Raw genomic sequence first — 25,410 nt, forward strand, 5'->3', positions numbered from 1 at the left:
CCCGAGTCCAGATCCTCCCGTAAGGAAGCAGAGCAATGAGCAAGCTGCGCGTGGCCGTTCTCGGTGCGAAGGGCCGCATCGGCTCCGAGGCGGTACGAGCCGTCGAGGCCGCCGACGACCTGGAGCTGGTGGCCGCCCTCGGCCGGGACGACAAGCTGGAGACCCTGGCCGCGGCCGGGGCCCAGGTCGCCGTCGAGCTGACCACCCCCGACTCGGTGATGGACAACCTCGAGTACTGCGTCGGGCACGGCATCCACGCGGTGGTCGGCACCACCGGCTGGACCGACGAACGGCTCGCGCGGCTGAACACCTGGCTCGACGCCTCCCCGGAGACCGGTGTGCTCATCGCACCGAACTTCTCCATCGGCGCGGTCCTCACCATGAAGTTCGCCCAGCAGGCGGCCCGCTACTTCGAGTCCGTCGAGGTCATCGAGCTGCACCACCCCAACAAGGCCGACGCCCCCTCGGGCACCGCCGCCCGCACCGCCCAGCTCATCGCCGCCGCCCGCCGCGACGCGGGCAGCGCCCCCCAGCCGGACGCCACCAGCACCGCGCTGGACGGGGCGCGCGGCGCCGACGTGGACGGTATCCCGGTCCACTCGGTCCGGCTCCGCGGCCTCCTGGCCCACCAGGAGGTGCTGCTCGGGGGCGAGGGCGAGACCCTCACCATCCGCCACGACTCCCTGCACCACAGCAGCTTCATGCCCGGCATCCTGCTCGGCGCCCGCCGTGTGGTGACCACTCCCGGCCTCACATTCGGCCTGGAACACTTCCTCGACCTGAACTGACTGGCCCCGCCATGCGCGCAAAGATCACCTATGTCGTCACCGCCGCCGTCCTGGTCTTCTACTTCGTCCTGGTCGGCAGCCGGGGTGTGCTGCTCATCGAGCACGGCACCCCGGTGACGGTGGCCTTCGGGGTCGCCGTGCTCGTCCTGCCGGCGATCGGCGTCTGGTTCCTGTGGAAGAACACCCAGTTCGTCCGCAGGGCCAACGCCCTGGCCGCCGAACTGGACGCGGAGGGCGGCCTCCCGGTCGACGACCTGCTGCGTACGCCCAGCGGCCGCATCGACCGGGCATCGGCGGACGCGGTGTTCGAACGCCGCCGGGAGGAGACGGAGGACTCCCCGGACGACTGGCGCTGCTGGTTCCGCCTGGCGGTCGCCTACCAGGACGCCCGGGACACCCCCCGAGCCCGCAAGGCCATGCAACGAGCCATCGCCCTGCACCGCCGTACCGGTGAACCAACCAGCCCGTCCAGCGTTTGAGGACAAAAAAAGTAGCCGTCCGGCGATTGAGGAAACCTCGCTCACCGGACGGCACCGCACCGCACAACGACCCGCTACCGCGGCCGATACTCATCCCCCCACGCCTCGATCGTGTCCGCGGCACGATCGAACGCCTCCCCCCGCGCAAGGAAATCCGCGTTGGAGTCGGTGAGCAGCGGCGGCACCGCGTCCCCGCCCTTGCGGACGACGATCAGGGCCTGGCCCTGCACCGTACGGGGGAACCCGAGCCACTTCACGGGCTGCTGCACCGTCCGTACGGCGGTGGCCCCGCTCCACGGCACCGTCGTCGTACGGAAGAAGCCGACGCGCCGCACACCGTGCCGGCTCACCCATGCGCCGATGCGCAGCATCCGCAGCGCGCACAGGATGATCGCGAGGGCGAGCGCGAGGCACGCCCCCGCTCCGGGCAGCGCTCCGGCGAACGCGATGATCATCCCCGCGAACAGGATGAACGAGGCGAGCAGCAGCAGACCGGCCGCGGCGGCGACCCGCCACGGGCCGGGGCGGTAGGGCCGCCGCCAGCTGTCGTGGTCGTCGAACGGGAGCGCGACGTCCTCGGCGTTCGTGTCAAACGCGCGGTCGGCCGTCAGGAAGGGCAGGGGCACGACTGATCCTCACTCACAAGCACGCTCGATTGCTGTGCCCGGTGAGGCTACCGAGGAGGTGGCCGGACGGACCACCCCAGGGGGTCCGTCCGGGTCAGTGCCCGTCCGCGGCCTCGGTCTGCTGCGTGTGCGCCGGCGCCTGATCGGGGCCCAGCGCGGGCAGGCCCAGGACCAGCGCCCCGGCGAGCCCGCCGACGACGACGAGGCCGATGAGGGCGCGCCCGGCCCGCTCGGAGACCGTACTGCGGGCGCGGGGCGGGGGAGTGACGTTGCTGCGGAACCGGTCGGATTCGGCGACGAACGAGAACGGGACGGCTTCCCGCCGGCGGAACATGGTGGCTCTCCTCGGTTTCACTTTCGGGTGGTACTCACCCGGTCAGACGAATGACAGGCCCATTCGGTGCCCGGAATCGCCGGTTCGTCCGCGCGGATATCCGCGGGCAACGGGCTGGGGAGGAGGCACGGGCCCCGGCCCGTAGAGTGGACGCCGCCCGAGCGATGCCGTTGGAAGGACCCCCGCCGGTGACCGAAACTCCCGAGCCCACCAAGGCCCACTTCCGCAGCGATGTCACCGTTGACCTGGTGAAATCCGCCGCGGGCGACGCCGACGTCCTGTTCGCCGCCCGTGTGTCCACGGCCGGTGAGCAGTCCCTGGAGGAGATCGCCAAGGACCCCGAGCGTTCGAAGGGGCTCATCAACTACCTGATGCGGGACCGGCACGGCAGCCCGTTCGAGCACAACTCGATGACCTTCTTCATCAGCGCCCCGATCTTCGTGTTCCGCGAGTTCATGCGGCACCGCGTCGGCTGGTCGTACAACGAGGAGTCGGGCCGCTACCGGGAGCTGCAGCCGGTCTTCTACGTCCCCGACACCTCCCGCAAGCTCATCCAGCAGGGCCGCCCCGGCAAGTACGAGTTCGTCGAGGGCACCCCGGAACAGCACGCGCTCACCGGCAACGCCATGGAGGAGTCGTACCGGCGGTCCTACGACGCGTACCAGGAGATGCTGGCGGCCGGTGTGGCCCGTGAGGTGGCCCGCGCCGTACTCCCGGTCGGCCTGTACTCCACGATGTACGCCACCTGCAACGCACGCTCGCTGATGCACTTCCTCGGCCTGCGCACGCAGCACGAGCTGGCCAAGGTGCCGTCGTTCCCGCAGCGGGAGATCGAGATGGTGGGTGAGCAGATGGAGGCGCACTGGGCGCGGCTCATGCCGCTCACCTATGCAGCCTTCAACAAAAATGGACGTGTCGCCCCGTAGGGCGGTGTCCGTATTGCGGCGTTTCGAGTAGTTCATCTAGGCTGATCAAACGGACCCGGCACTGCTTGAACCCCCGAGCAGGCAGTGCCGGGCTCCTCTTGCTTGAGCCCCCGAGGGGGTACCGTTCGCCGAGCAACGAGTAGCGTGTTACCCATGGCTCCGATCTCCACTCCGCAGACCCCCTTCGGGCGGGTCCTCACCGCTATGGTCACGCCGTTCACGGCGGACGGTGTTCTCGACCTCGAGGGCGCGCAGCGGCTCGCCACCCACCTGGTGGACGCAGGCAACGACGGCCTGATCATCAACGGCACCACCGGCGAGTCCCCGACCACCAGCGACGCGGAGAAAGACCAGCTCGTCAGGGCGGTCCTCGAAGCGGTGGGCGACCGGGCGCACATCGTCGCCGGCATCGGCACCAATGACACCCGTCACAGCATCGAGCTCGCCCGCACCGCCGAGCGCAGCGGCGCGCACGGCCTCCTCGCCGTGACCCCGTACTACAACAAGCCCCCGCAGGAGGGCCTGTTCCGGCACTTCACCGCCATCGCGGACGCCACTGGCCTGCCGGTGATGCTCTACGACATCCCGGGCCGCAGCGGTGTGCCGATCGACACGGAGACGCTCGTACGGCTCGCCGAGCACCCCCGCATCGTCGCGAACAAGGACGCCAAGGGCGACCTCGGCCGCTCCAGCTGGGCCATCGCCCGCTCGGGCCTCGCCTGGTACTCCGGCGACGACATGCTGAACCTCCCGCTCCTGTCGGTCGGCGCGGTCGGCGTCGTCTCGGTCGTCGGCCATGTCGTCACGCCGGAGCTGCGGGCGCTCATCGAGGCGTACCTCGGCGGGGACGTGCAGAAGGCCACCGAGATCCACCAGAAGCTGCTGCCGGTCTTCACCGGCATGTTCCGCACCCAGGGCGTGATCACCACCAAGGCCGCCCTGACGCTCCAGGGACTCCCGGCGGGCCCCCTGCGCCTGCCCCTCGTCGAGCTGACCGAGCAGGAGACGGCCCAGCTCAAGATCGATCTTGCCGCCGGCGGGGTAGAGCTCTGACAACGGACTTCACAACTGAATACGTGCTCCACCACGAAATACGCGGGGAATCCGCGCCACAGCACCATCCAAGACAACAGCAAGTGCACGAATGACATGCGCGCCACGTGCCCAAGCGGTACGTGGCGCGCGTGGTGAGGAGAGTCTTTTGAGTCATCCGCATCCTGAACTCGGCACGCCGCCGAAGCTCGCGAAGGGCGCCCTCCGGGTCACCCCGCTCGGTGGTCTCGGTGAGATCGGCCGCAACATGACGGTCTTCGAGTACGGCGGACGCCTGCTCATCGTCGACTGCGGTGTCCTCTTTCCGGAGGAGGAGCAGCCCGGTATCGACCTGATCCTGCCGGACTTCACCACCATCCGGGACCGCCTCGACGACATCGAGGGCATCGTCCTCACGCACGGCCACGAGGACCACATCGGTGGCGTCCCGTACCTGCTGCGCCTGAAGCCGGACATCCCGCTGATCGGCTCCAAGCTGACCCTGGCCCTGATCGAGGCCAAGCTCCAGGAGCACCGCATCCGCCCGTACACCCTGGAGGTGGCGGAGGGGCAGCGCGAGCGCATCGGAGTCTTCGACTGCGAATTCATCGCGGTGAACCACTCCATCCCGGACGCCCTCGCGGTCGCCATCCGGACCCCCGCCGGCCTGGCCGTGGCCACCGGTGACTTCAAGATGGACCAGCTGCCGCTGGACCGTCGCCTCACCGACCTGCACGCTTTCGCGCGGCTGAGTGAGGAGGGCATCGACCTCCTGCTCTCCGACTCGACGAACGCGGAGGTGCCGGGCTTCGTTCCGCCCGAGCGGGACATCCAGAACGTCCTGCGCAACGTCTTCGCCAATGCGCAGAAGCGCATCATCGTGGCGAGCTTCGCCAGCCATGTGCACCGCATCCAGCAGATCCTCGACACGGCCCACGAGTACGGCCGCCGGGTCGCCTTCGTCGGGCGCTCGATGGTCCGGAACATGGGCATCGCCCGGGACCTGGGCTATCTGCGGGTTCCGGCCGGCCTGGTCGTGGACGTCAAGACGCTGGACGACCTGCCGGACGACGAGGTCGTGCTCGTCTGCACCGGTTCGCAGGGCGAGCCGATGGCGGCCCTGTCCCGGATGGCCAACCGCGACCACCAGATCCGCATCGTCCAGGGCGACACGGTGATCCTGGCGTCGTCGCTGATCCCCGGCAACGAGAACGCCGTGTACCGCGTGATCAACGGCCTCACCCGCTGGGGCGCCAACGTCGTCCACAAGGGCAACGCCAAGGTCCACGTCTCGGGCCACGCCTCGGCCGGTGAGCTGCTGTACTTCTACAACATCTGCCGCCCGAAGAACCTGATGCCGGTCCACGGCGAGTGGCGCCACCTGCGGGCGAATGCCGAGCTCGGCGCGCTCACCGGAGTGCCGAAGGACCACATCGTCATCGCCGAGGACGGCGTCGTCGTGGACCTCGTCGAGGGCAAGGCCAAGATCGTCGGCAAGGTCCAGGCGGGGTACGTGTACGTGGACGGCCTCTCGGTCGGCGATGTCACCGAGACCTCGCTCAAGGATCGCCGCATCCTCGGCGACGAGGGCATCATCTCGGTGTTCCTGGTGGTCGACAGCACCTCGGGCAAGATCGTGGGCGGTCCCCACATCCACGCGCGGGGCTCGGGCATCGACGACGCGGCGTTCACCGCGGTCGTGCCGAAGATCGAGGACGCGCTCGACCGGTCGGCCCAGGACGGCGTGATGGAGCCCCACCAGCTCCAGCAGCTGATCCGCCGCACGGTCGGCAAGTGGGTCTCCGACACCTACCGCCGGCGCCCGATGATCCTCCCCGTCGTCGTCGAGGTCTGACCCGACGCCAGGCGCGGACTTCGGAGCGGGGCCCCCGATTTGCATCGGGGCGCCCCGCTCCAGTACGTTTACGTCTCCGCCTCACCGGGAAGCAGCGAGCGCACCCGTGCGCCCTGAGTTTCCACAGAGGGGGCGGGAATTCCGACTCAGAACTTCTGATAAAGTCGGAGCCGCCGGAAAGGGAAACGCGAAAGCGAAGACCTGGAAAGCGAAAAAATGATTGACCCGCTTCGGCCGGGAATCGGACACGAGAGAGTCTGATAGAGTCGGAAACGCAAGACCGAAGGGAAGCGCCCGGAGGAAAGCCCCAGAAAGTGTTCTGCGGGTGAGTACAAGGGAAGCGTCCGTTCCTTGAGAACTCAACAGCGTGCCAAAAGTCAACGCCAGATATGTTGATACCCCGGCCTGCTACGGCAGGTTGGAGGTTCCTTTGAAAGTCCTGTGCGATCCCTTGTGGATCGGGCAGGTAAAAAACACAGCGAGGACGCAGTGGACGGCGGGTCATATTCCGACCTTGTTCGTTCCGCTCTCGTGATGTGTGGTCCCGATTACGGGAAAACATTCACGGAGAGTTTGATCCTGGCTCAGGACGAACGCTGGCGGCGTGCTTAACACATGCAAGTCGAACGATGAAGCCCTTCGGGGTGGATTAGTGGCGAACGGGTGAGTAACACGTGGGCAATCTGCCCTTCACTCTGGGACAAGCCCTGGAAACGGGGTCTAATACCGGATACCACTTTCTCCCTCCTGGGAGAAGGTTGAAAGCTCCGGCGGTGAAGGATGAGCCCGCGGCCTATCAGCTAGTTGGTGGGGTAATGGCCTACCAAGGCGACGACGGGTAGCCGGCCTGAGAGGGCGACCGGCCACACTGGGACTGAGACACGGCCCAGACTCCTACGGGAGGCAGCAGTGGGGAATATTGCACAATGGGCGAAAGCCTGATGCAGCGACGCCGCGTGAGGGATGACGGCCTTCGGGTTGTAAACCTCTTTCAGCAGGGAAGAAGCGAAAGTGACGGTACCTGCAGAAGAAGCGCCGGCTAACTACGTGCCAGCAGCCGCGGTAATACGTAGGGCGCAAGCGTTGTCCGGAATTATTGGGCGTAAAGAGCTCGTAGGCGGCTTGTCGCGTCGGTTGTGAAAGCCCGGAGCTTAACTCCGGGTCTGCAGTCGATACGGGCAGGCTAGAGTGTGGTAGGGGAGATCGGAATTCCTGGTGTAGCGGTGAAATGCGCAGATATCAGGAGGAACACCGGTGGCGAAGGCGGATCTCTGGGCCATTACTGACGCTGAGGAGCGAAAGCGTGGGGAGCGAACAGGATTAGATACCCTGGTAGTCCACGCCGTAAACGTTGGGAACTAGGTGTTGGCGACATTCCACGTCGTCGGTGCCGCAGCTAACGCATTAAGTTCCCCGCCTGGGGAGTACGGCCGCAAGGCTAAAACTCAAAGGAATTGACGGGGGCCCGCACAAGCAGCGGAGCATGTGGCTTAATTCGACGCAACGCGAAGAACCTTACCAAGGCTTGACATACACCGGAAAGCATCAGAGATGGTGCCCCCCTTGTGGTCGGTGTACAGGTGGTGCATGGCTGTCGTCAGCTCGTGTCGTGAGATGTTGGGTTAAGTCCCGCAACGAGCGCAACCCTTGTTCTGTGTTGCCAGCATGCCCTTCGGGGTGATGGGGACTCACAGGAGACTGCCGGGGTCAACTCGGAGGAAGGTGGGGACGACGTCAAGTCATCATGCCCCTTATGTCTTGGGCTGCACACGTGCTACAATGGCCGGTACAATGAGCTGCGATGCCGTGAGGCGGAGCGAATCTCAAAAAGCCGGTCTCAGTTCGGATTGGGGTCTGCAACTCGACCCCATGAAGTCGGAGTTGCTAGTAATCGCAGATCAGCATTGCTGCGGTGAATACGTTCCCGGGCCTTGTACACACCGCCCGTCACGTCACGAAAGTCGGTAACACCCGAAGCCGGTGGCCCAACCCCTTGTGGGAGGGAGCTGTCGAAGGTGGGACTGGCGATTGGGACGAAGTCGTAACAAGGTAGCCGTACCGGAAGGTGCGGCTGGATCACCTCCTTTCTAAGGAGCATCTAGATTCCGCAAGGAATCCAGAGCCACTACGTCGGCAAACGTCCGACGGTGGTCAGCTCATGGGTGGAACGTTGACTACTCGGCACGGCAAGTTGGTTGTCACTAGTACTGCTTCGGCGTGGAACGTGAACAAGTAACGGGTCGGGTCGGGCACGCTGTTGGGTATCTGAAGGTGCGGCCGTCAATGGTCGTCCTTCGGTTGCCGGCCCCAGTGAACTCGTCCCGGTTGGGATGGGGTGGTGGGTGGCTGGTCGTTGTTTGAGAACTGCACAGTGGACGCGAGCATCTGTGGCCAAGTTTTTAAGGGCGCACGGTGGATGCCTTGGCACCAGGAACCGATGAAGGACGTGGGAGGCCGCGATAGGCCCCGGGGAGCTGTCAACCGAGCTTTGATCCGGGGGTGTCCGAATGGGGAAACCCGGCAGTCGTCATGGGCTGTCACCCGCTGCTGAACACATAGGCAGTGTGGAGGGAACGCGGGGAAGTGAAACATCTCAGTACCCGCAGGAAGAGAAAACAACCGTGATTCCGGGAGTAGTGGCGAGCGAAACTGGATCAGGCCAAACCGTATGCGTGTGATACCCGGCAGGGGTTGCGCATGCGGGGTTGTGGGATCTCTCTTTCACGGTCTGCCGGCTGTGAGACGAGTCAGAAACCGTTGGTGTAGGCGAAGGACATGCGAAAGGTCCGGCGTAGAGGGTAAGACCCCCGTAGCTGAAACATCAGCGGCTTGTTTGAGAGACACCCAAGTAGCACGGGGCCCGAGAAATCCCGTGTGAATCTGGCGGGACCACCCGTTAAGCCTAAATATTCCCTGGTGACCGATAGCGGATAGTACCGTGAGGGAATGGTGAAAAGTACCGCGGGAGCGGAGTGAAATAGTACCTGAAACCGTGTGCCTACAAGCCGTGGGAGCGTCGCATGCAAGCTTGCTTGCATGTCGTGACTGCGTGCCTTTTGAAGAATGAGCCTGCGAGTTAGCGGTGTGTAGCGAGGTTAACCCGTGTGGGGAAGCCGTAGCGAAAGCGAGTCCGAACAGGGCGATTGAGTTGCACGCTCTAGACCCGAAGCGGAGTGATCTAGCCATGGGCAGGTTGAAGCGGAGGTAAGACTTCGTGGAGGACCGAACCCACCAGGGTTGAAAACCTGGGGGATGACCTGTGGTTAGGGGTGAAAGGCCAATCAAACTCCGTGATAGCTGGTTCTCCCCGAAATGCATTTAGGTGCAGCGTCGTGTGTTTCTTGCCGGAGGTAGAGCACTGGATAGGCGATGGGCCCTACCGGGTTACTGACCTTAGCCAAACTCCGAATGCCGGTAAGTGAGAGCGCGGCAGTGAGACTGTGGGGGATAAGCTCCATGGTCGAGAGGGAAACAGCCCAGAGCATCGACTAAGGCCCCTAAGCGTACGCTAAGTGGGAAAGGATGTGGAGTCGCAGAGACAACCAGGAGGTTGGCTTAGAAGCAGCCACCCTTGAAAGAGTGCGTAATAGCTCACTGGTCAAGTGATTCCGCGCCGACAATGTAGCGGGGCTCAAGCGTACCGCCGAAGTCGTGTCATTCCAGCATCAGGGCCAACGCCTGCTGGGATGGGTAGGGGAGCGTCGTGTGCCGGGTGAAGCAGCCGTGGAAGCGAGTTGTGGACGGTTCACGAGTGAGAATGCAGGCATGAGTAGCGATACACACGTGAGAAACGTGTGCGCCGATTGACTAAGGGTTCCTGGGTCAAGCTGATCTGCCCAGGGTAAGTCGGGACCTAAGGCGAGGCCGACAGGCGTAGTCGATGGACAACCGGTTGATATTCCGGTACCCGCTTTGAAACGCCCAGTACTGAATCAGGCGATGCTAAGTCCGTGAAGCCGGCCCGATCTCTTCGGAGTTGAGGGTAGTGGTGGAGCCGACGAACCAGACTTGTAGTAGGTAAGCGATGGGGTGACGCAGGAAGGTAGTCCAGCCCAGGCGGTGGTTGTCCTGGGGTAAGGGTGTAGGACGCACGGTAGGCAAATCCGTCGTGCATATAAGTCTGAGACCTGATGCCGAGCCGATTGTGGTGAAGTGGATGATCCTATGCTGTCGAGAAAAGCCTCTAGCGAGTTTCATGGCGGCCCGTACCCTAAACCGACTCAGGTGGTCAGGTAGAGAATACCGAGGCGTTCGGGTGAACTATGGTTAAGGAACTCGGCAAAATGCCCCCGTAACTTCGGGAGAAGGGGGGCCATTCCTGGTGATAGCATTTGCTGCTTGAGCTGGGGGTGGCCGCAGAGACCAGCGAGAAGCGACTGTTTACTAAAAACACAGGTCCGTGCGAAGCCGTAAGGCGATGTATACGGACTGACGCCTGCCCGGTGCTGGAACGTTAAGGGGACCGGTTAGCTGCTCTTCGGGGTGGCGAAGCTGAGAACTTAAGCGCCAGTAAACGGCGGTGGTAACTATAACCATCCTAAGGTAGCGAAATTCCTTGTCGGGTAAGTTCCGACCTGCACGAATGGCGTAACGACTTCTCGACTGTCTCAACCATAGGCCCGGTGAAATTGCACTACGAGTAAAGATGCTCGTTTCGCGCAGCAGGACGGAAAGACCCCGGGACCTTTACTATAGTTTGATATTGGTGTTCGGTTCGGCTTGTGTAGGATAGGTGGGAGACTGTGAAGCGGCCACGCCAGTGGTTGTGGAGTCGTCGTTGAAATACCACTCTGGTCGTGCTGGATGTCTAACCTGGGTCCGTGATCCGGATCAGGGACAGTGTCTGATGGGTAGTTTAACTGGGGCGGTTGCCTCCTAAAGGGTAACGGAGGCGCCCAAAGGTTCCCTCAGCCTGGTTGGCAATCAGGTGTTGAGTGTAAGTGCACAAGGGAGCTTGACTGTGAGACCGACGGGTCGAGCAGGGACGAAAGTCGGGACTAGTGATCCGGCAGTGGCTTGTGGAAGCGCTGTCGCTCAACGGATAAAAGGTACCCCGGGGATAACAGGCTGATCTTCCCCAAGAGTCCATATCGACGGGATGGTTTGGCACCTCGATGTCGGCTCGTCGCATCCTGGGGCTGGAGTCGGTCCCAAGGGTTGGGCTGTTCGCCCATTAAAGCGGTACGCGAGCTGGGTTTAGAACGTCGTGAGACAGTTCGGTCCCTATCCGCTGTGCGCGTAGGAATATTGAGAAGGGCTGTCCCTAGTACGAGAGGACCGGGACGGACGAACCTCTGGTGTGCCAGTTGTTCTGCCAAGGGCATGGCTGGTTGGCTACGTTCGGAAAGGATAACCGCTGAAAGCATCTAAGCGGGAAGCCTGCTTCAAGATGAGTATTCCCACCAACTTGATTGGTTAAGGCTCCCAGTAGACGACTGGGTTGATAGGCCAGATGTGGAAGCCCGGTAACGGGTGGAGCTGACTGGTACTAATAGGCCGAGGGCTTGTCCTCAGTTGCTCGCGTCCACTGTGTTGGTTCTGAAATAACGAACAGCCGTGTCCATGTCCGGTTCTGTTCAGAATTTCATAGTGTTTCGGTGGTCATTGCGTTAGGGAAACGCCCGGTTACATTCCGAACCCGGAAGCTAAGCCTTTCAGCGCCGATGGTACTGCAGGGGGGACCCTGTGGGAGAGTAGGACGCCGCCGAACAATCATTGTGGGAAAGCCCCGTGCCGCTGGCACGGGGCTTTTCTGCGTTTCCGGGGCCTGCATGAGCCGGGCCCCTGCTGTCCCGCCGGCCCACCCGGCCATCCGGGCGGCTCAGGCGGTTTTGCAGAACCCCTGGATCAGGGTATGCTTTAGCTCGTTGCCGCAGGGCAGCAAGGCCCCAATAGCTCAGTCGGTAGAGCGTCTCCATGGTAAGGAGAAGGTCTGCGGTTCGATTCCGCATTGGGGCTCAGGAAAAGGAAAGGCCCCGCCGACTGGCGGGGCCTTTCTTCATGTACGGGGTTCCGGAACGCGCATCGTCAGGATGGCCATGTCGTCCGAGGGCGGATCGGCGGCGAAGCGCTCGACCGCGCGGAGAATGCGCGCGGCCACCGCACCCGCCGTCAGCCCCGTGCAGTGCGAGAGCACCTCCGCCAGGCCGTCGTCGCCGAGCATGCGCGTGCCCTCCCGGCGCTCCGTCACCCCGTCCGTCACGCACAACAGCACGTCGCCCGGCTCCAGCGTGAACTGCTGCTCGTACAGCTCCAGGTCCTCCATCACGCCCAGCAGCGGCTGCGGGTCCGCCGCCGGCTCCACCGAGCCGTCCTGGCGCAACCGCAGCGGCAGCGGATGCCCCGCGCAGACCACCTTCAGCAGCGCGCTGCCGTCCTCCTGCGGCCACAGCTCGCCGTACAGCAGGGTGAGGAAGCGGCTGCGCGTCCCCTCGTCGAGGATGGCCGCGTTGAGCCGCTCCAGGACCGCGGGGCCACCGAAGCCCTCCCTGGCCAGCAGGCGCAGCGCATGGCGGGCCAGGCCCGTGACGGACGCGGCCTCGGGCCCCGTACCGCACACGTCGCCGATGGCGAACCCGTACGCGCCGTCCCGGATCGGGAACACGTCGTAGAAGTCGCCGCCGACCTCGTTGCCCTCACCGGCCGCCCGGTAGATGACATCGACCTCCACATTGGGCACGGCCGGCAGGCCCGGAGGCAGCAGGCTGCGCTGGAGGGCCTGGCTGATCGCCGTGCGCTCGGAGTACAGGCGGGCGTTGTCCAGGGCCAGGGCGGCCCGGCGGGACAGGTCCTCGGCCAGCTCCAGGATCTCCTGGCGGAAGTGGTCGTCGGACGGCTTGCCGAGCGTCAGCATGCCGATGACCCGGTTCCGGGCGACGAGCGGCAGGACGACGGTCTCCCCGCCCACCGCGGCCGCCGTAGCCAGCGTCGTCCGGGTCGCCGAACCCAGGCCGTCCCGCTCGCCCATCGTGATGCTGCGCATCGACGTCCGCAGCGCGGCCTCGTGGGCGGCCCGGGACGGCGCGGTCCAGACACGGGCGCCGGGCGTGGGCACCGGTTCGGGCGGCGAGATCCGGGTGAGCAGGGCCTTGAGCCCGTCGATGCGCTCCTCGTCCTCGTGCAGCACGTAGGAGAGCTCCGGTTCCGACGACTGGTCGGCGATCGTGTAGACCGCGCACCACGTCGCCAGCGTCGGAACCGTCATCTGGGCCATCAGCGCCAGCGTCTGATCCCGGTCCAGCGTGCCCGCCAGCAGGTCCGACGCCTCCACCAGGAAGGACAGCGAGCCGCGGCGCAACCGTTCCAGCTCGCCCAGCCGCGCCGACTCGACCGCCAGGGCGATCCGATCCGCCGCGAACTGCAGGCGCAGCGCCTCCTCGTTCGAGTAACGCCCGGCCGCCTCGGCGGCGACGCCCAGGGAGCCCGTCAGCCGGCCCTCGACCTTCAGCGGGACCGTGACCACCGAACGCATGCCGGTGTTGCCGAGCAGCGGGACCGCGCCCGGAACGGCGTCCAGGTCCTCGTGGACGGCGGGCATCCGCGCGGAGCCGTACCGGCCGGTCCCGGCCTCGACGGGGACGCGGGCGAAGCGCTGGCGGGCGGAGGGCAGGCCGGTCGTGGCCCGGACCTCCAGCTCGGTCTCGTCGTCCGTGGCCAGCAGCAAGAAAGCGGCGTCGGCGTCGAGCATGTCGCGGGCCCGTTCGACGGTGCGCTGGAGCAGTCCGTCCAGGTCGTCGGGGGCGGGGGAGCCGATGAAGACCTCGAACGGGTCCGTCTTGCGGCTCTCGGCGGCATCGGACGCGGGGGCGCGTACCGGGGTCTGCAGGACGGCGCGCTCGTAGTCGCGCACGAGCAGGCAGACCGTCGAAGGCTCGCCCTCGGTGTCGCGTACCCGCAGGTGGGAGCCGTAGACCGGGATCGTACGGCCGTCGGCGCCCCGGATTCCGTAGCTGCCCTCCCAGCGGGAGAGGCGCAGGGCGTCGTCGAAGCCGGTGCTGGTGCCGGGGGTCTGCGGCCAGGCGGTGAAGTCCGCGAGCTGCTTCCCCATGACCTGATCCGCCGTGTAGCCGAACAGATAGGCGGCGTCGTCGTTCCAGGCGGCGACGGCGCCCTCGCTGTCGATCTGCACGACGGCGACCCGCACGCGCTCGTCCGTGACCGGGAGCATGCCGACCGGCAGCAGCGGCCCGGCCGAGCGGACGCCCACCGGGCGGTCCGGCAGATCGAGCTGGAACCAGACGTGCTTACGGGTGGGGGAGTACTCGACGCCCCAGCGGGAAGCGAGCGCCGCGCACAGCAGCAGGCCCCGGCCGTTCTCCCGGTCGGGGCCGCCGAGGTCGAGCCCGGCCGACTGGAGCGGGATCTCCCGCTCCGGGTAGTGGTCGGAGATCTCGACGCGTACGCCGTCCTCCGTGCGCAGACACAGGACGTCCGCCGCGGTGCCCGCGTGGACGACGGCGTTGGTGACGAGCTCGCTGGTCAGGACCACGGCGTCGTCCACGACGTCGGTGTATCCCCACCCCTGGAGCGTGTCCCGGACAAAGGCGCGGGCCGTCGCGACGGAGCGCGCCACCGGGTCGAAGGTGGCAGTCGCACGCGCCGTGATCACAGCACTCCCCATATGGTGTCTCGTCGCTTCCCCGAGTCCTCTGCCCGTTTGTCGCCGCTTCGATTCGCCTGCCAGGCTAGACGTTCCGCCGGCGCGCCGGGTAAGCGAGGGCCGACTTCGGACAGGCACGGGCGGGAACCGACGAGTGAGCGACAGGATGGGCTTCCCCTCGAAGGGATGTGGGACAACGAGGGGAGGTTCCACCCCGACCGGTTCCCGCCTGATACGTTTCAACGATTTGACGTCCGCATGGTCACCCGTCGACGGTGGTCTGTGGCGATGAGCCCCGGAAGTTCTGGGCAAGCTCTGGGACGAGGTCCTGGCTAGATGGTCGAAACCCTGCGGGAGGGACACGGTGGAGTCTGACGTGGCGGCGCGGGGTTCAGGTGCGCGCGGTAGAGGCGGTCAGTCCGTGAGGAAGCAGCGCCAGGGAACCGTCGAGGTCGACGCCGCGGCGCTCCACAGACTGCTGTCCGGTCTGGTGGCCATGCGCGACGGGAACTTCCGCAGGCGCGTCACGGTCTCCGGCGAAGGGGTCATGGCGGAGCTGGCCGCCGTGTTCAACGAGGTCGCCGACCGCAATCTGCACCTCACGGGCGAGCTGGCGCGCGTGCGCCGCGTGGTCGGCCGCGAGGGCAAGCTCACCGAACGGCTGGAGACGGGCGCCTGCGAGGGCGCCTGGGCCGCCGCGATCGACGCGTCCAACGACCTGGTGGACGACCTGGCGCGGCCGGTCTCCGAGGTGGGCCGGGTGCTGTCGGCGGTGGCCGACGGCGACCTGGAACAGCGCATGGAGCTGCGCTCCCACACGGCCGACGGCACGGTCCGGCCGCTGCGCGGCGAGTTCCTCAAGGTCGCCCGTACCGTCAACAATCTCGTGGACCAGCTGTCGGCGTTCACCGAGCAGGTGACGCGGGTGGCGGTCGAGGTGGGCACCGAGGGCAAGCTCGGGGGCCAGGCGCAGGTGCGCGGGATGTCCGGGTCCTGGAAGGACCTCACGGACTCCGTCAACACCATGGCGTACCGGCTGACCGCGCAGGTGCGCGACATCGCGCTGGTGACGACGGCGGTCGCCAAGGGCGATCTGTCGCGGAAGGTCACCGTTCATGTCGCCGGCGAGATGCTCCAGCTGAAGAACACCGTCAACACGATGGTCGACCAGCTGTCCTCGTTCTCCTCCGAGGTGACCCGGGTCGCCCGCGAGGTGGGTACGGAGGGCGAGCTGGGCGGTCAGGCCGTGGTGCCGGGCGTGGCCGGGGTGTGGAAGGACCTCACGGACTCCGTCAACACGATGGCCGGGAACCTCACCTCCCAGGTGCGCGGCATCGCGGAGGTGACGACGGCGGTCGCCAACGGGGACCTGTCGCAGAAGGTGCAGGTGAGCGCGCGCGGCGAGGTCGCCCAGCTCGCCGAGACGATCAACCAGATGACGGAGACGCTGCGCACCTTCGCGGACGAGGTCACGCGGGTGGCCAGCGAGGTCGGCGGGCAGGGCCTGCTCGGCGGCCAGGCGCAGGTGCCCGGCGCGGCCGGGACCTGGAAGGACCTCACCGACTCGGTGAACACGGTCTTCCGGAACCTGACGATCCAGGTGCGGGACATCGCGCAGGTGACCACGGCGGTGGCCAGCGGTGACATGACGCAGAAGGTCACCGTCGATGTGGCCGGCGAGATGCTGGAGCTGAAGAACACCGTCAACACGATGGTGGACCAGCTCCAGTCCTTCGGTTCGGAAGTGACCCGGGTGGCCCGTGAGGTCGGCGTCGAGGGCCGGCTCGGCGGGCAGGCCGAGGTGCCGGGCGCGGCGGGCACGTGGAAGGACCTCACGGACTCCGTGAACACCGCGTTCCGCAACCTGACCGGTCAGGTGCGGGACATCGCGCAGGTGACGACGGCGGTCGCCAACGGCGACCTGTCGCAGAAGGTCACGGTCGACGTCGCGGGCGAGATGCTGGAGCTGAAGAACACCGTCAACACGATGGTGGCGCAGCTCTCCTCCTTCGCCGACCAGGTCACGCGCATGGCACGGGACGTGGGTACCGAGGGCCGGCTCGGCGGTCAGGCGCAGGTGGACGGCGTCTCCGGTACGTGGAAGGAGCTGACCGACTCCGTCAACTTCATGGCGGGGAACCTGACCTCCCAGGTGCGCCAGATCGCCCAGGTGACGACGGCGGTGGCGCGGGGCGACCTGTCGCAGAAGATCGACGTGGACGCGCGGGGCGAGATCCTGGAGCTCAAGAACACCATCAACACGATGGTGGACCAGCTCTCCGCGTTCGCCGACCAGGTGACGCGGGTCGCCCGCGAGGTGGGCACGGACGGGCGGCTGGGCGGTCAGGCGAGGGTGCCCGGCGTGGCCGGGGTCTGGCGCGATCTGACGGACTCGGTGAACGGGATGGCCGAGAACCTGACCGCCCAGGTCCGCAACATCGCGCAGGTCGCCACGGCGGTGGCGCGCGGTGACCTGTCGCAGAAGATCGACGTGGACGCGCGCGGCGAGATCCTGGAGTTGAAGAACACCCTCAACACCATGGTCGACCAGCTCTCGAACTTCGCGGAGCAGGTGACGCGGGTGGCCCGCGAGGTCGGCACCGAGGGCATCCTCGGCGGCCAGGCCGAGGTGCAGGGCGTGTCCGGCACGTGGAAGGACCTCACGCAGTCCGTCAACGGCATGGCCAACAACCTCACCCTCCAGGTGCGCAACATCGCGGAGGTGACGACGGCGGTCGCCAACGGCGATCTCTCCAAGAAGATCACCGTCGACGCCAAGGGCGAGATCCTCGAACTCGTGACGACGGTCAACACGATGGTGGACCAGCTGTCGTCGTTCTCCTCCGAGGTGACGCGCGTCGCCCGTGAGGTGGGTACCGAAGGCATCCTGGGCGGTCAGGCGCGGGTGCGCGGGGCGACGGGCATCTGGAAGGACCTCAGCGACAACGTCAACCTGATGGCCAACAACCTGACCAGTCAGGTGCGGAACATCTCCCGTGTCTCGTCCGCCGTCGCCAACGGCGACCTGACGAAGAAGGTGACCGTCGAGGCGCGCGGCGAGGTCGCCGAGCTGGCCGACACCGTCAATACGATGGTGACGACCCTGTCGTCGTTCGCGGCCGAGGTGACCCGCGTCGCCCGCGAGGTGGGCACCGAGGGCGCGCTGGGCGGCCAGGCCCGGGTGCCGGGCGTCTCCGGTACGTGGAAGGACCTCACCGAGTCCGTGAACTCGATGGCGTCGAACCTGACGGGCCAGGTGCGCCAGATCGCCGCCGTCACGACGGCCATCGCCAAGGGCGACCTCACCAAGAAGATCGACATCGACGCGCGCGGCGAGATCCTGGAGCTGAAGAACACCATCAACACGATGGTCGACCAGCTCTCGAACTTCGGTGAGCAGGTCACCCGGGTCGCCCGCGAGGTGGGCACCGAGGGCCAGCTCGGCGGCCAGGCGCGGGTGCGCAACGTGGACGGCACCTGGCGCGACCTCACCGAGTCGGTGAACGAAATGGCCGGAAATCTCACCCGGCAGGTGCGGGCCATCGCGGCGGTCGCCACGGCGGTGACGCGCGGCGACCTCAACCTCAAGATCGATGTGGACGCGGCGGGCGAGATCCAGGCCCTCCAGGACAACATCAACACGATGATCGCCAACCTGCGCGACACCACCGCCACCAACAAGGAGCAGGACTGGCTCAAGGGCAACCTCGCCCGGATCTCCGGTCTGATGCAGGGGCGCCGCGACCTCGACGACGTCGCCTCGCTGATCATGAGCGAGCTGACGCCCGTCGTGTCGGCCCAGCACGGCGCGTTCTTCCTGGCCACCCCGGTCGGCGAGACCGACGCGCTGGCCGGTGAGGGGGAGGGGGCGTACGAGCTGCGGATGCGGGGAAGCTACGGCTACTCCGCCGGGTCGATGCCGACGTCCTTCCGGCCGGGCGAGACGCTCATCGGCACGGCCGCCGAGGAGAAGCGCACGATCCAGGTGGACAACGTGCCGCCGGGCTACCTGAAGATCTCCTCCGGGCTCGGCGAGGCGCCCCCGGCGCATGTGATCGTGCTGCCGGTGCTGTTCGAGGGCAAGGTCCTCGGTGTGATCGAACTGGCCTCGTTCCAGCCGTTCACACACATCCAGCGGGACTTCCTCAACCAGCTCGCGGAGATGATCGCCACGAGCGTCAACACCATCAGCGTCAACACGACGACGGAGAAGCTGCTCGAACAGTCGCAGGAGCTGACCGAGCAACTGCGCGACCGCTCGCAGGAGCTGGAGAACCGTCAGAAGGCCCTCCAGGCGTCCAACGCCGAACTGGAGGAGAAGGCCGAGCTGCTGGCCCGGCAGAACCGCGACATCGAGGTCAAGAACACCGAGATCGAGGAGGCGCGCCAGGTCCTGGAGGAGCGCGCCGAGCAGCTGGCCGTCTCGATGCGCTACAAGTCCGAGTTCCTGGCGAACATGTCGCACGAGCTGCGTACGCCGCTCAACTCGCTGCTCATCCTGGCCAAGTTGCTGGCGGACAACGCCGAGGGCAATCTCTCGCCGAAGCAGGTGGAGTTCGCCGAGACGATCCACGGGGCGGGTTCCGATCTGCTCCAGCTGATCAACGACATCCTCGACCTGTCGAAGGTCGAGGCGGGCAAGATGGACGTCAGCCCGACCCGGATCGCGCTGGTGCAGCTGGTCGACTACGTGGAGGCGACCTTCCGGCCGCTCACCGCGGAGAAGGGGCTCGACTTCTCCGTACGCGTCTCGCCCGAGCTGCCGGCCACCCTGCACACGGACGAGCAGCGGCTGCTCCAGGTGCTGCGCAACCTCCTGTCGAACGCGGTGAAGTTCACCGACAGCGGGGCCGTCGAGCTGGTCATCCGGCACGCGGGCCAGGAGGTGCCGTACGCGATCCGCGAACAGCTGCTGGAGGCGGGTTCGCTGCGGGACGCGGACGCCGATCTGATCGCCTTCTCGGTGACGGACACCGGCATCGGCATCGCGGCCAGCAAGATGCGGGTCATCTTCGAGGCGTTCAAGCAGGCGGACGGCACGACCAGCCGCAAGTACGGCGGCACCGGCCTGGGCCTCTCCATCAGCCGGGAGATCGCCCGGCTGCTGGGCGGCGAGATCCACGCGGCGAGCGAGCCCGGACGCGGCTCGACGTTCACGCTGTATCTGCCGCTGCACCCGAGTGAACTGCCGCCGCAGGGCTACCTGCAGATCGTTCCCGGCCCGGCCGAGGGACCCACGGGCGCGACGGAGTCCGGCCAGGTGTACGTGCCGGGCACCCCGGACACCGCGCAGGCGGCGTCGCTGCCGGGCGGCGGGCCGGAGTCCGGGGGCGCGGCGGGCCTGCTGCGGCGCCGGCGCAAGGCGCTGGACGGCGGGCGACAGCAGCCCGCGCTGCCGCCGCGCGCGGCTTCCGCTTCCGCTCCGCAGCCGGCCCCCGCGGCCGCCCCGCAGGAGCCGTGGGCGGTGAGCGGGCAGGACGAGCCGGAGCCGCGCAGGACGTTCCGGTTCAACGGTGAGAAGGTGCTGATCGTCGACGACGACGTCCGCAATGTCTTCGCGCTCACCAGCGTGCTGGAGCAGCACGGACTGGCCGTCCTCTACGCCGAGAACGGGCGCGAGGGCATCGAAGTGCTGGAGCAGCACGACGATGTGACGGTGGTGCTGATGGACATCATGATGCCGGAGATGGACGGTTACGCGACGACGTCGGCGATCCGCAGGATGCCGCAGTTCGCCGAACTGCCCATCGTGGCGCTGACGGCCAAGGCGATGAAGGGCGACCGGGAGAAGGCGCTCGACGCGGGGGCATCGGACTACGTCACCAAGCCGGTCGATCCCGATCATCTTCTTACCGTCATGGAGCAGTGGATGAGCGGAGAGTGAGCGCTCACTGAGCGAATTCAGCAAGATTTGTTGTCCGCTGATGTCCGAAGGAGTGTGGGAACGCGGATTACGGGGAACCTTCCAGGCTTCCGCCGCGTTTTCGGTACGTGCACAGTGACATCGCGGTGACAGGATGTGGTGACCGCCGGGGTGCGGCTACCATGACCGGCACAAGGACGGACGGCGCAAGGGAGCCGTCCCGCGGGGCGGCGCCCGGTGCGATTCCGGGGCGAGGAGGACGGGCCATGGTGCAGAAGGCCAAGATCCTCCTGGTCGATGACCGGCCGGAGAATCTGCTGGCGCTGGAGGCCATCCTCTCTGCGCTCGATCAGACCCTGGTACGGGCATCGTCAGGGGAGGAGGCGCTCAAAGCGCTGCTCACGGACGACTTCGCGGTCATCCTGCTGGACGTCCAGATGCCGGGCATGGACGGTTTCGAGACCGCCGCGCACATCAAGCGGCGGGAGCGTACGCGGGACATCCCGATCATCTTCCTCACCGCGATCAACCACGGCCCGCACCACACCTTCCGGGGTTACGCGGCGGGCGCGGTGGACTACATCTCCAAGCCGTTCGACCCGTGGGTGCTGCGCGCCAAGGTCTCGGTCTTCGTCGAGCTGTACATGAAGAACTGCAAGCTGCGCGAGCAGGCCGCGCTGCTGCGGCTCCAGCTCGAAGGCGGCGGGGAGGCCAACGCCCAGCAGGAGCGCGAGCCCGCCGGTCTGCTGGCCGAGCTGTCGGCGCGGCTCGCCGCCGTCGAGGAGCAGGCGGAGGCGCTGTCCAAGCAGCTCGACGACGAGTCCGCGGACGCCGGAGCGGTGGCGACCGCCGCCCATCTGGAGCGGAAGCTGACCGGTCTGCGCCGCGCGCTGGACGCGCTGGAGCCGGGCACCGGCGGGGCGTCGGCGACCATCCCCTCGTAACGGCGGCCGGCGCCGCGTAACGACGGCCGGTCCCGGCCGCGTTGAGGCGGCGTCAGTTCGCGGCTCCCGGCGGACGACACGGACGGGTGAACCGGTACGCACTCGTGTCCACGAACGTGGACACAGTAACCTCGGCCCCATGGCCTCACGTACGTCCGGCAAGGGTTCCCAGGGCACCGCGGGCACCGCGAAGCGCGCCGGCGGCGGCCCGGGTGCGGCGAAGAAGGCCGCCCCCGCGAAGAAGACCGCGGCCAAGAAGACCGCACCCGCCAAGAAGGCGCCCGCGAAGAGGGCACCGGCCAAGAAGGCCGCCCCGCCGCCGCCCGCGCCCTCGCCGACGAACGGCGTCTACCGGCTGGCGCGGGCCGTCTGGCTCGGCGCGGCCCACGCCGTGGGCGCGGTGTTCCGCGGCATAGGGCGCGGCGCCAAGGGGCTCGACCCCGCGCACCGCAAGGACGGCGTGGCGCTGCTGCTGCTCGGCCTCGCGCTGATCGTCGCCGCGGGCACCTGGTCGAACCTGCGCGGTCCCGTGGGCGATCTCGTGGAGATGCTGGTCACCGGCGCGTTCGGCCGGCTCGACCTGCTCGTGCCGATACTGCTGGGCGCCGTCGCGGTGCGGCTGATCCTCTACCCGCAGCGGCCCGAGGCCAACGGGCGCATCGTCATCGGCCTGTCCGCCCTCGTCATCGGGGTGCTCGGCCAGGTCCACATCGCCTGCGGCTCACCCGGCCGGGGCGAGGGCACCGACGCCATGCAGGACGCGGGCGGCCTCATCGGCTGGGCCGCCTCCAAGCCGCTGATCTTCGCCATGGGCGAGGTGCTGGCCGTCCCGCTGCTCCTGCTGCTCACCGTCTTCGGGCTGCTGGTCGTCACGGCCACCCCGGTGAACGCCATCCCGCAGCGGCTGCGGCTCCTCTGCGTCAAGCTGGGCATCCTCGAACCGGCGTACGACCCGGAGGACGGGGAGGTCGCCGACGACGAGCGGTACGAGGAGCAGTGGCGCGACGCGCTGCCCGCCCGCTCGCGCCGCACCAGGACCGCCGCGCCCGAGGAGTACGACCCGGACCTCGCGGAGAGCGAGGCGCTGTCCAAGCGCCGCAAGCCGCGCCGCCCCTCGGCGCAGCCCGCGATGAACCGCACGATGGACGCGGTGGACGTCGCTGCCGCCGCGGCCGCCGCCCTCGACGGGGCCGTGCTCAACGGCATGCCGCCCTCGCCGGTCGTCGCCGACCTGACCCAGGGCGTCGCGGCGGACCGCGAGCGGACGGGCGCCACCCCGGTGCCCGGCGCCAGGGAGGCGGAGGGCACCGGGAAGACCGCCGGACGAGACGCCGGTACCGTACCGGCCGGTGGCGTACCGGACCTGACCAAGCCGGCGCCCGAGCGCTCCGACGCACAGCCGCTGCCCGCCCGCGCCGAGCAGCTCCAGCTCTCCGGCGACATCACGTACGCGCTGCCCTCGCTCGATCTGCTGGAGCGCGGCGGCCCCGGCAAGAGCCGCAGCGCCGCCAACGACGCGATCGTGGCCTCGCTGACCAACGTCTTCACCGAGTTCAAGGTGGACGCCGCCGTCACCGGCTTCACCCGCGGCCCGACCGTCACGCGGTACGAGGTGGAGCTCGGCCCGGCCGTGAAGGTCGAGCGGATCACGGCGCTCGCCAAGAACATCGCGTACGCCGTCGCCAGCCCCGACGTACGCATCATCTCGCCGATTCCGGGGAAGTCCGCGGTCGGCATCGAGATCCCCAACTCCGACCGGGAGATGGTCAACCTCGGCGACGTGCTGCGGCTCGCGGACGCGGCGGAGGACGACCACCCCATGCTCGTCGCGCTCGGCAAGAACGTCGAGGGCGGCTACGAGATGGCCAACCTGGCGAAGATGCCGCACGTCCTGGTGGCCGGCGCGACCGGCTCCGGCAAGTCGTCCTGCATCAACTGCCTGATCACCTCGATCATGGTGCGGGCGACGCCGGAGGACGTCCGTATGGTCCTCGTCGACCCCAAGCGGGTCGAGCTGACCGCGTACGAGGGCATCCCGCACCTGATCACGCCGATCATCACCAACCCCAAGAAGGCCGCCGAGGCCCTCCAGTGGGTGGTGCGCGAGATGGACCTGCGCTACGACGACCTCGCGGCCTTCGGCTACCGGCACATCGACGACTTCAACCACGCCGTGCGCACCGGCAAGCTCAAGACGCCCGAGGGCAGCGAACGGGAACTGACGCCCTACCCGTATCTGCTGGTCATCGTCGACGAGCTGGCCGACCTCATGATGGTGGCCCCGCGCGACGTCGAGGACTCCATCGTCCGCATCACCCAACTGGCCCGCGCCGCGGGCATCCACCTGGTGCTCGCCACACAGCGACCGTCGGTGGACGTCGTCACCGGTCTGATCAAGGCGAACGTGCCCTCCCGGCTCGCCTTCGCCACCTCCTCGCTCGCCGACAGCCGGGTCATCCTGGACCAGCCGGGAGCCGAGAAGCTCATCGGCAAGGGCGACGGCCTGTTCCTGCCGATGGGCGCGAACAAACCGGTCCGCATGCAGGGCGCCTTCGTCACCGAGGACGAGGTCGCGGCCGTCGTCCGGCACTGCAAGGACCAGATGGCCCCCGTCTTCCGCGACGACGTGGTGGTCGGCACCAAGCAGAAGAAGGAGATCGACGAGGACATCGGCGACGACCTCGACCTGCTGTGCCAGGCCGCCGAACTGGTCGTCTCCACCCAGTTCGGATCGACCTCCATGCTCCAGCGCAAGCTGCGGGTCGGCTTCGCCAAGGCCGGGCGGCTGATGGACCTGATGGAGTCCCGCAACATCGTGGGACCCAGCGAGGGCTCCAAGGCACGCGACGTCCTGGTGAAACCGGACGAGCTGGACGGAGTGTTGGCCCTCATCCGTGGGGAAACCGGTTCGTAAGAGTTTTACGGGCAACCGTTTCGTCGGGCCGTACGTCAAGTTGAAGGGAGGGACGACACGTCCCTCCCCGGCGCGGCCCGGCGAATCCGGCTCTGTTCGAGTCTGATGGCGTACAAAGTCATACCGCCCGGTTGCCCCACCCTTTTGCAACCCCCCTAGACTGAACACCCAGCAGGTGGCTCACGTTCGAAAGGCGCCCCCGTGTCCATCGGCAACTCTCCCGAAGACGACCGGCCTTCGATCGGTCGAGTCCTCCAGCAGGCCCGTCTCGCCGCGTCCCTCACGGTCGACCAGGTCAGCACGGCCACTCGGGTGCGCATCCCCATCGTGCACGCGATCGAGCAGGACGACTTCTCGCGCTGCGGCGGCGACGTCTACGCCCGCGGCCACATCCGCACGCTCGCCCGTGCCGTAGGCACCGATCCGGAACCGCTGGTCGCGCAGTACGACGCCGAGCACGGCGGCCGTCCCGCGCCCACGCCGGCGGCGCCGCTGTTCGAGGCCGAACGCATCCGCTCCGACCCCCGCCGCCCGAACTGGACGGCGGCCATGGTCGCGGCGATCGTCGCCGTGATCGGCTTCGTCGGTTTCACCTTCTTCAAGGGCGGCGACGAACCCGCGACCGCGGGCCGTGTCGCCGAGGGGCCGACCTCCGACAAGATCGCCCCGAAGCCCTCCGCCAGCAAGCCCGCCGACCCCAAGCCGGCCCCGACCGAGAGCGCCATCGCCGCGGCGCCCCAGGACAAGGTCACGGTCAAGCTCAGCGCCACCCACGGCCGCAGCTGGATCTCCGCCAAGGACCACAACGGCCGGTCCCTCTTCGACGGCACCCTGGAACAGGGCGACTCGAAGACCTTCCAGGACAAGGAGCGCGTCGACCTCGTCCTCGGCAACGCCGGCTCGATCGAGCTGTTCGTCAACGGCAAGAAGGTCGACGACCGGTTCCAGCCCGGACAGGTCGAGCGGCTCTCGTACACCAAGGGCGACCCCGAGGTCGGCTGACCGGCCGCCCCGGAAGCACAGCGGCGCGGCGAGCGCCCGGCCACCACG

12 protein-coding genes, 1 tRNA gene and 3 rRNA genes are annotated in these 25,410 nt (G+C 67.2%); 13 read left to right on the forward strand and 3 right to left on the reverse strand.

Annotated elements, in window-relative coordinates; all coding sequences use genetic code 11:
• Nucleotides 1–35 precede the first annotated feature (35 nt).
• The gene (gene dapB / locus DNK56_RS27800) at nucleotides 36–788 is read left to right on the forward strand and encodes a 4-hydroxy-tetrahydrodipicolinate reductase (protein ID WP_111338529.1); all 753 of its coding nucleotides are present in this window, start codon (nucleotides 36–38) and stop codon (nucleotides 786–788) included.
• Between the two features lie 11 nt (nucleotides 789–799).
• Nucleotides 800–1,267: a tetratricopeptide repeat protein gene (locus DNK56_RS27805; RefSeq protein ID WP_111338530.1), complete on the forward strand. Its 468-nt coding sequence runs from the start codon at nucleotides 800–802 to the stop codon at nucleotides 1,265–1,267.
• 74 nt (nucleotides 1,268–1,341) lie between these two features.
• On the opposite strand, the gene DNK56_RS27810 is transcribed toward DNK56_RS27805, so the two are convergent.
• The gene (locus DNK56_RS27810) at nucleotides 1,342–1,893 is read right to left on the reverse strand and encodes a hypothetical protein (RefSeq protein WP_111338531.1); all 552 of its coding nucleotides are present in this window, start codon (nucleotides 1,891–1,893) and stop codon (nucleotides 1,342–1,344) included.
• 94 nt (nucleotides 1,894–1,987) lie between these two features.
• Nucleotides 1,988–2,227: a hypothetical protein gene (locus DNK56_RS27815; protein ID WP_111338532.1), complete on the reverse strand. Its 240-nt coding sequence runs from the start codon at nucleotides 2,225–2,227 to the stop codon at nucleotides 1,988–1,990.
• A gap of 188 nt (nucleotides 2,228–2,415) precedes the next feature.
• Between DNK56_RS27815 and thyX the strand changes: the two genes are divergently transcribed.
• The 7 genes from thyX (at nucleotide 2,416) to DNK56_RS27855 (ending at nucleotide 11,998) form a co-directional block, all read left to right on the forward strand.
• Nucleotides 2,416–3,153, forward strand: a complete 738-nt coding sequence (thyX, locus tag DNK56_RS27820; RefSeq protein ID WP_111338533.1) for an FAD-dependent thymidylate synthase — start codon at nucleotides 2,416–2,418, stop codon at nucleotides 3,151–3,153.
• 153 nt (nucleotides 3,154–3,306) lie between these two features.
• Complete coding sequence (dapA, locus tag DNK56_RS27825) at nucleotides 3,307–4,206, forward strand: 4-hydroxy-tetrahydrodipicolinate synthase (protein WP_111338534.1); 900 nt, start codon at nucleotides 3,307–3,309, stop codon at nucleotides 4,204–4,206.
• Nucleotides 4,207–4,354: 148 nt separating this feature from the next.
• Nucleotides 4,355–6,040, forward strand: a complete 1,686-nt coding sequence (locus tag DNK56_RS27830; protein ID WP_111338535.1) for a ribonuclease J — start codon at nucleotides 4,355–4,357, stop codon at nucleotides 6,038–6,040.
• A gap of 561 nt (nucleotides 6,041–6,601) precedes the next feature.
• A 16S ribosomal RNA gene (locus DNK56_RS27840) occupies nucleotides 6,602–8,127 on the forward strand.
• Nucleotides 8,128–8,429: 302 nt separating this feature from the next.
• Nucleotides 8,430–11,552, forward strand: a 23S ribosomal RNA gene (locus tag DNK56_RS27845).
• 81 nt (nucleotides 11,553–11,633) lie between these two features.
• Nucleotides 11,634–11,750 (forward strand): 5S ribosomal RNA (rrf, locus tag DNK56_RS27850).
• Together the 16S, 23S and 5S rRNA genes with 1 tRNA gene alongside form the textbook arrangement of a ribosomal RNA operon.
• 175 nt (nucleotides 11,751–11,925) lie before the next feature.
• Nucleotides 11,926–11,998, forward strand: a tRNA-Thr gene (locus DNK56_RS27855).
• Nucleotides 11,999–12,038: 40 nt separating this feature from the next.
• Here DNK56_RS27855 and DNK56_RS27860 read toward each other — a convergent pair.
• The gene (locus DNK56_RS27860; RefSeq protein ID WP_111338536.1) at nucleotides 12,039–14,648 is read right to left on the reverse strand and encodes a SpoIIE family protein phosphatase; all 2,610 of its coding nucleotides are present in this window, start codon (nucleotides 14,646–14,648) and stop codon (nucleotides 12,039–12,041) included.
• Between the two features lie 412 nt (nucleotides 14,649–15,060).
• Between DNK56_RS27860 and DNK56_RS27865 the strand changes: the two genes are divergently transcribed.
• The 4 genes from DNK56_RS27865 to DNK56_RS27880 all read left to right on the forward strand — a co-directional run bounded on the left by DNK56_RS27865 (nucleotide 15,061) and on the right by DNK56_RS27880 (nucleotide 25,362).
• Nucleotides 15,061–20,523: a HAMP domain-containing protein gene (locus tag DNK56_RS27865; protein ID WP_111338537.1), complete on the forward strand. Its 5,463-nt coding sequence runs from the start codon at nucleotides 15,061–15,063 to the stop codon at nucleotides 20,521–20,523.
• Nucleotides 20,524–20,768: 245 nt separating this feature from the next.
• Nucleotides 20,769–21,446, forward strand: coding sequence for a response regulator (locus DNK56_RS27870; protein ID WP_111338538.1), 678 nt, complete (start codon nucleotides 20,769–20,771; stop codon nucleotides 21,444–21,446).
• Nucleotides 21,447–21,585: 139 nt separating this feature from the next.
• Nucleotides 21,586–24,360, forward strand: coding sequence for a DNA translocase FtsK (locus DNK56_RS27875; protein WP_111338539.1), 2,775 nt, complete (start codon nucleotides 21,586–21,588; stop codon nucleotides 24,358–24,360).
• 201 nt (nucleotides 24,361–24,561) lie between these two features.
• On the forward strand, nucleotides 24,562–25,362 hold the full coding sequence (locus tag DNK56_RS27880; protein WP_111338540.1) for a helix-turn-helix domain-containing protein: 801 nt from the start codon (nucleotides 24,562–24,564) through the stop codon (nucleotides 25,360–25,362).
• Nucleotides 25,363–25,410: the final 48 nt, after the last annotated feature.

It is taken from the genome of Streptomyces sp. AC1-42W (genome assembly GCF_003248355.1).
In the GTDB taxonomy this organism is placed as follows: Bacteria; Actinomycetota; Actinomycetes; order Streptomycetales; family Streptomycetaceae; genus Streptomyces.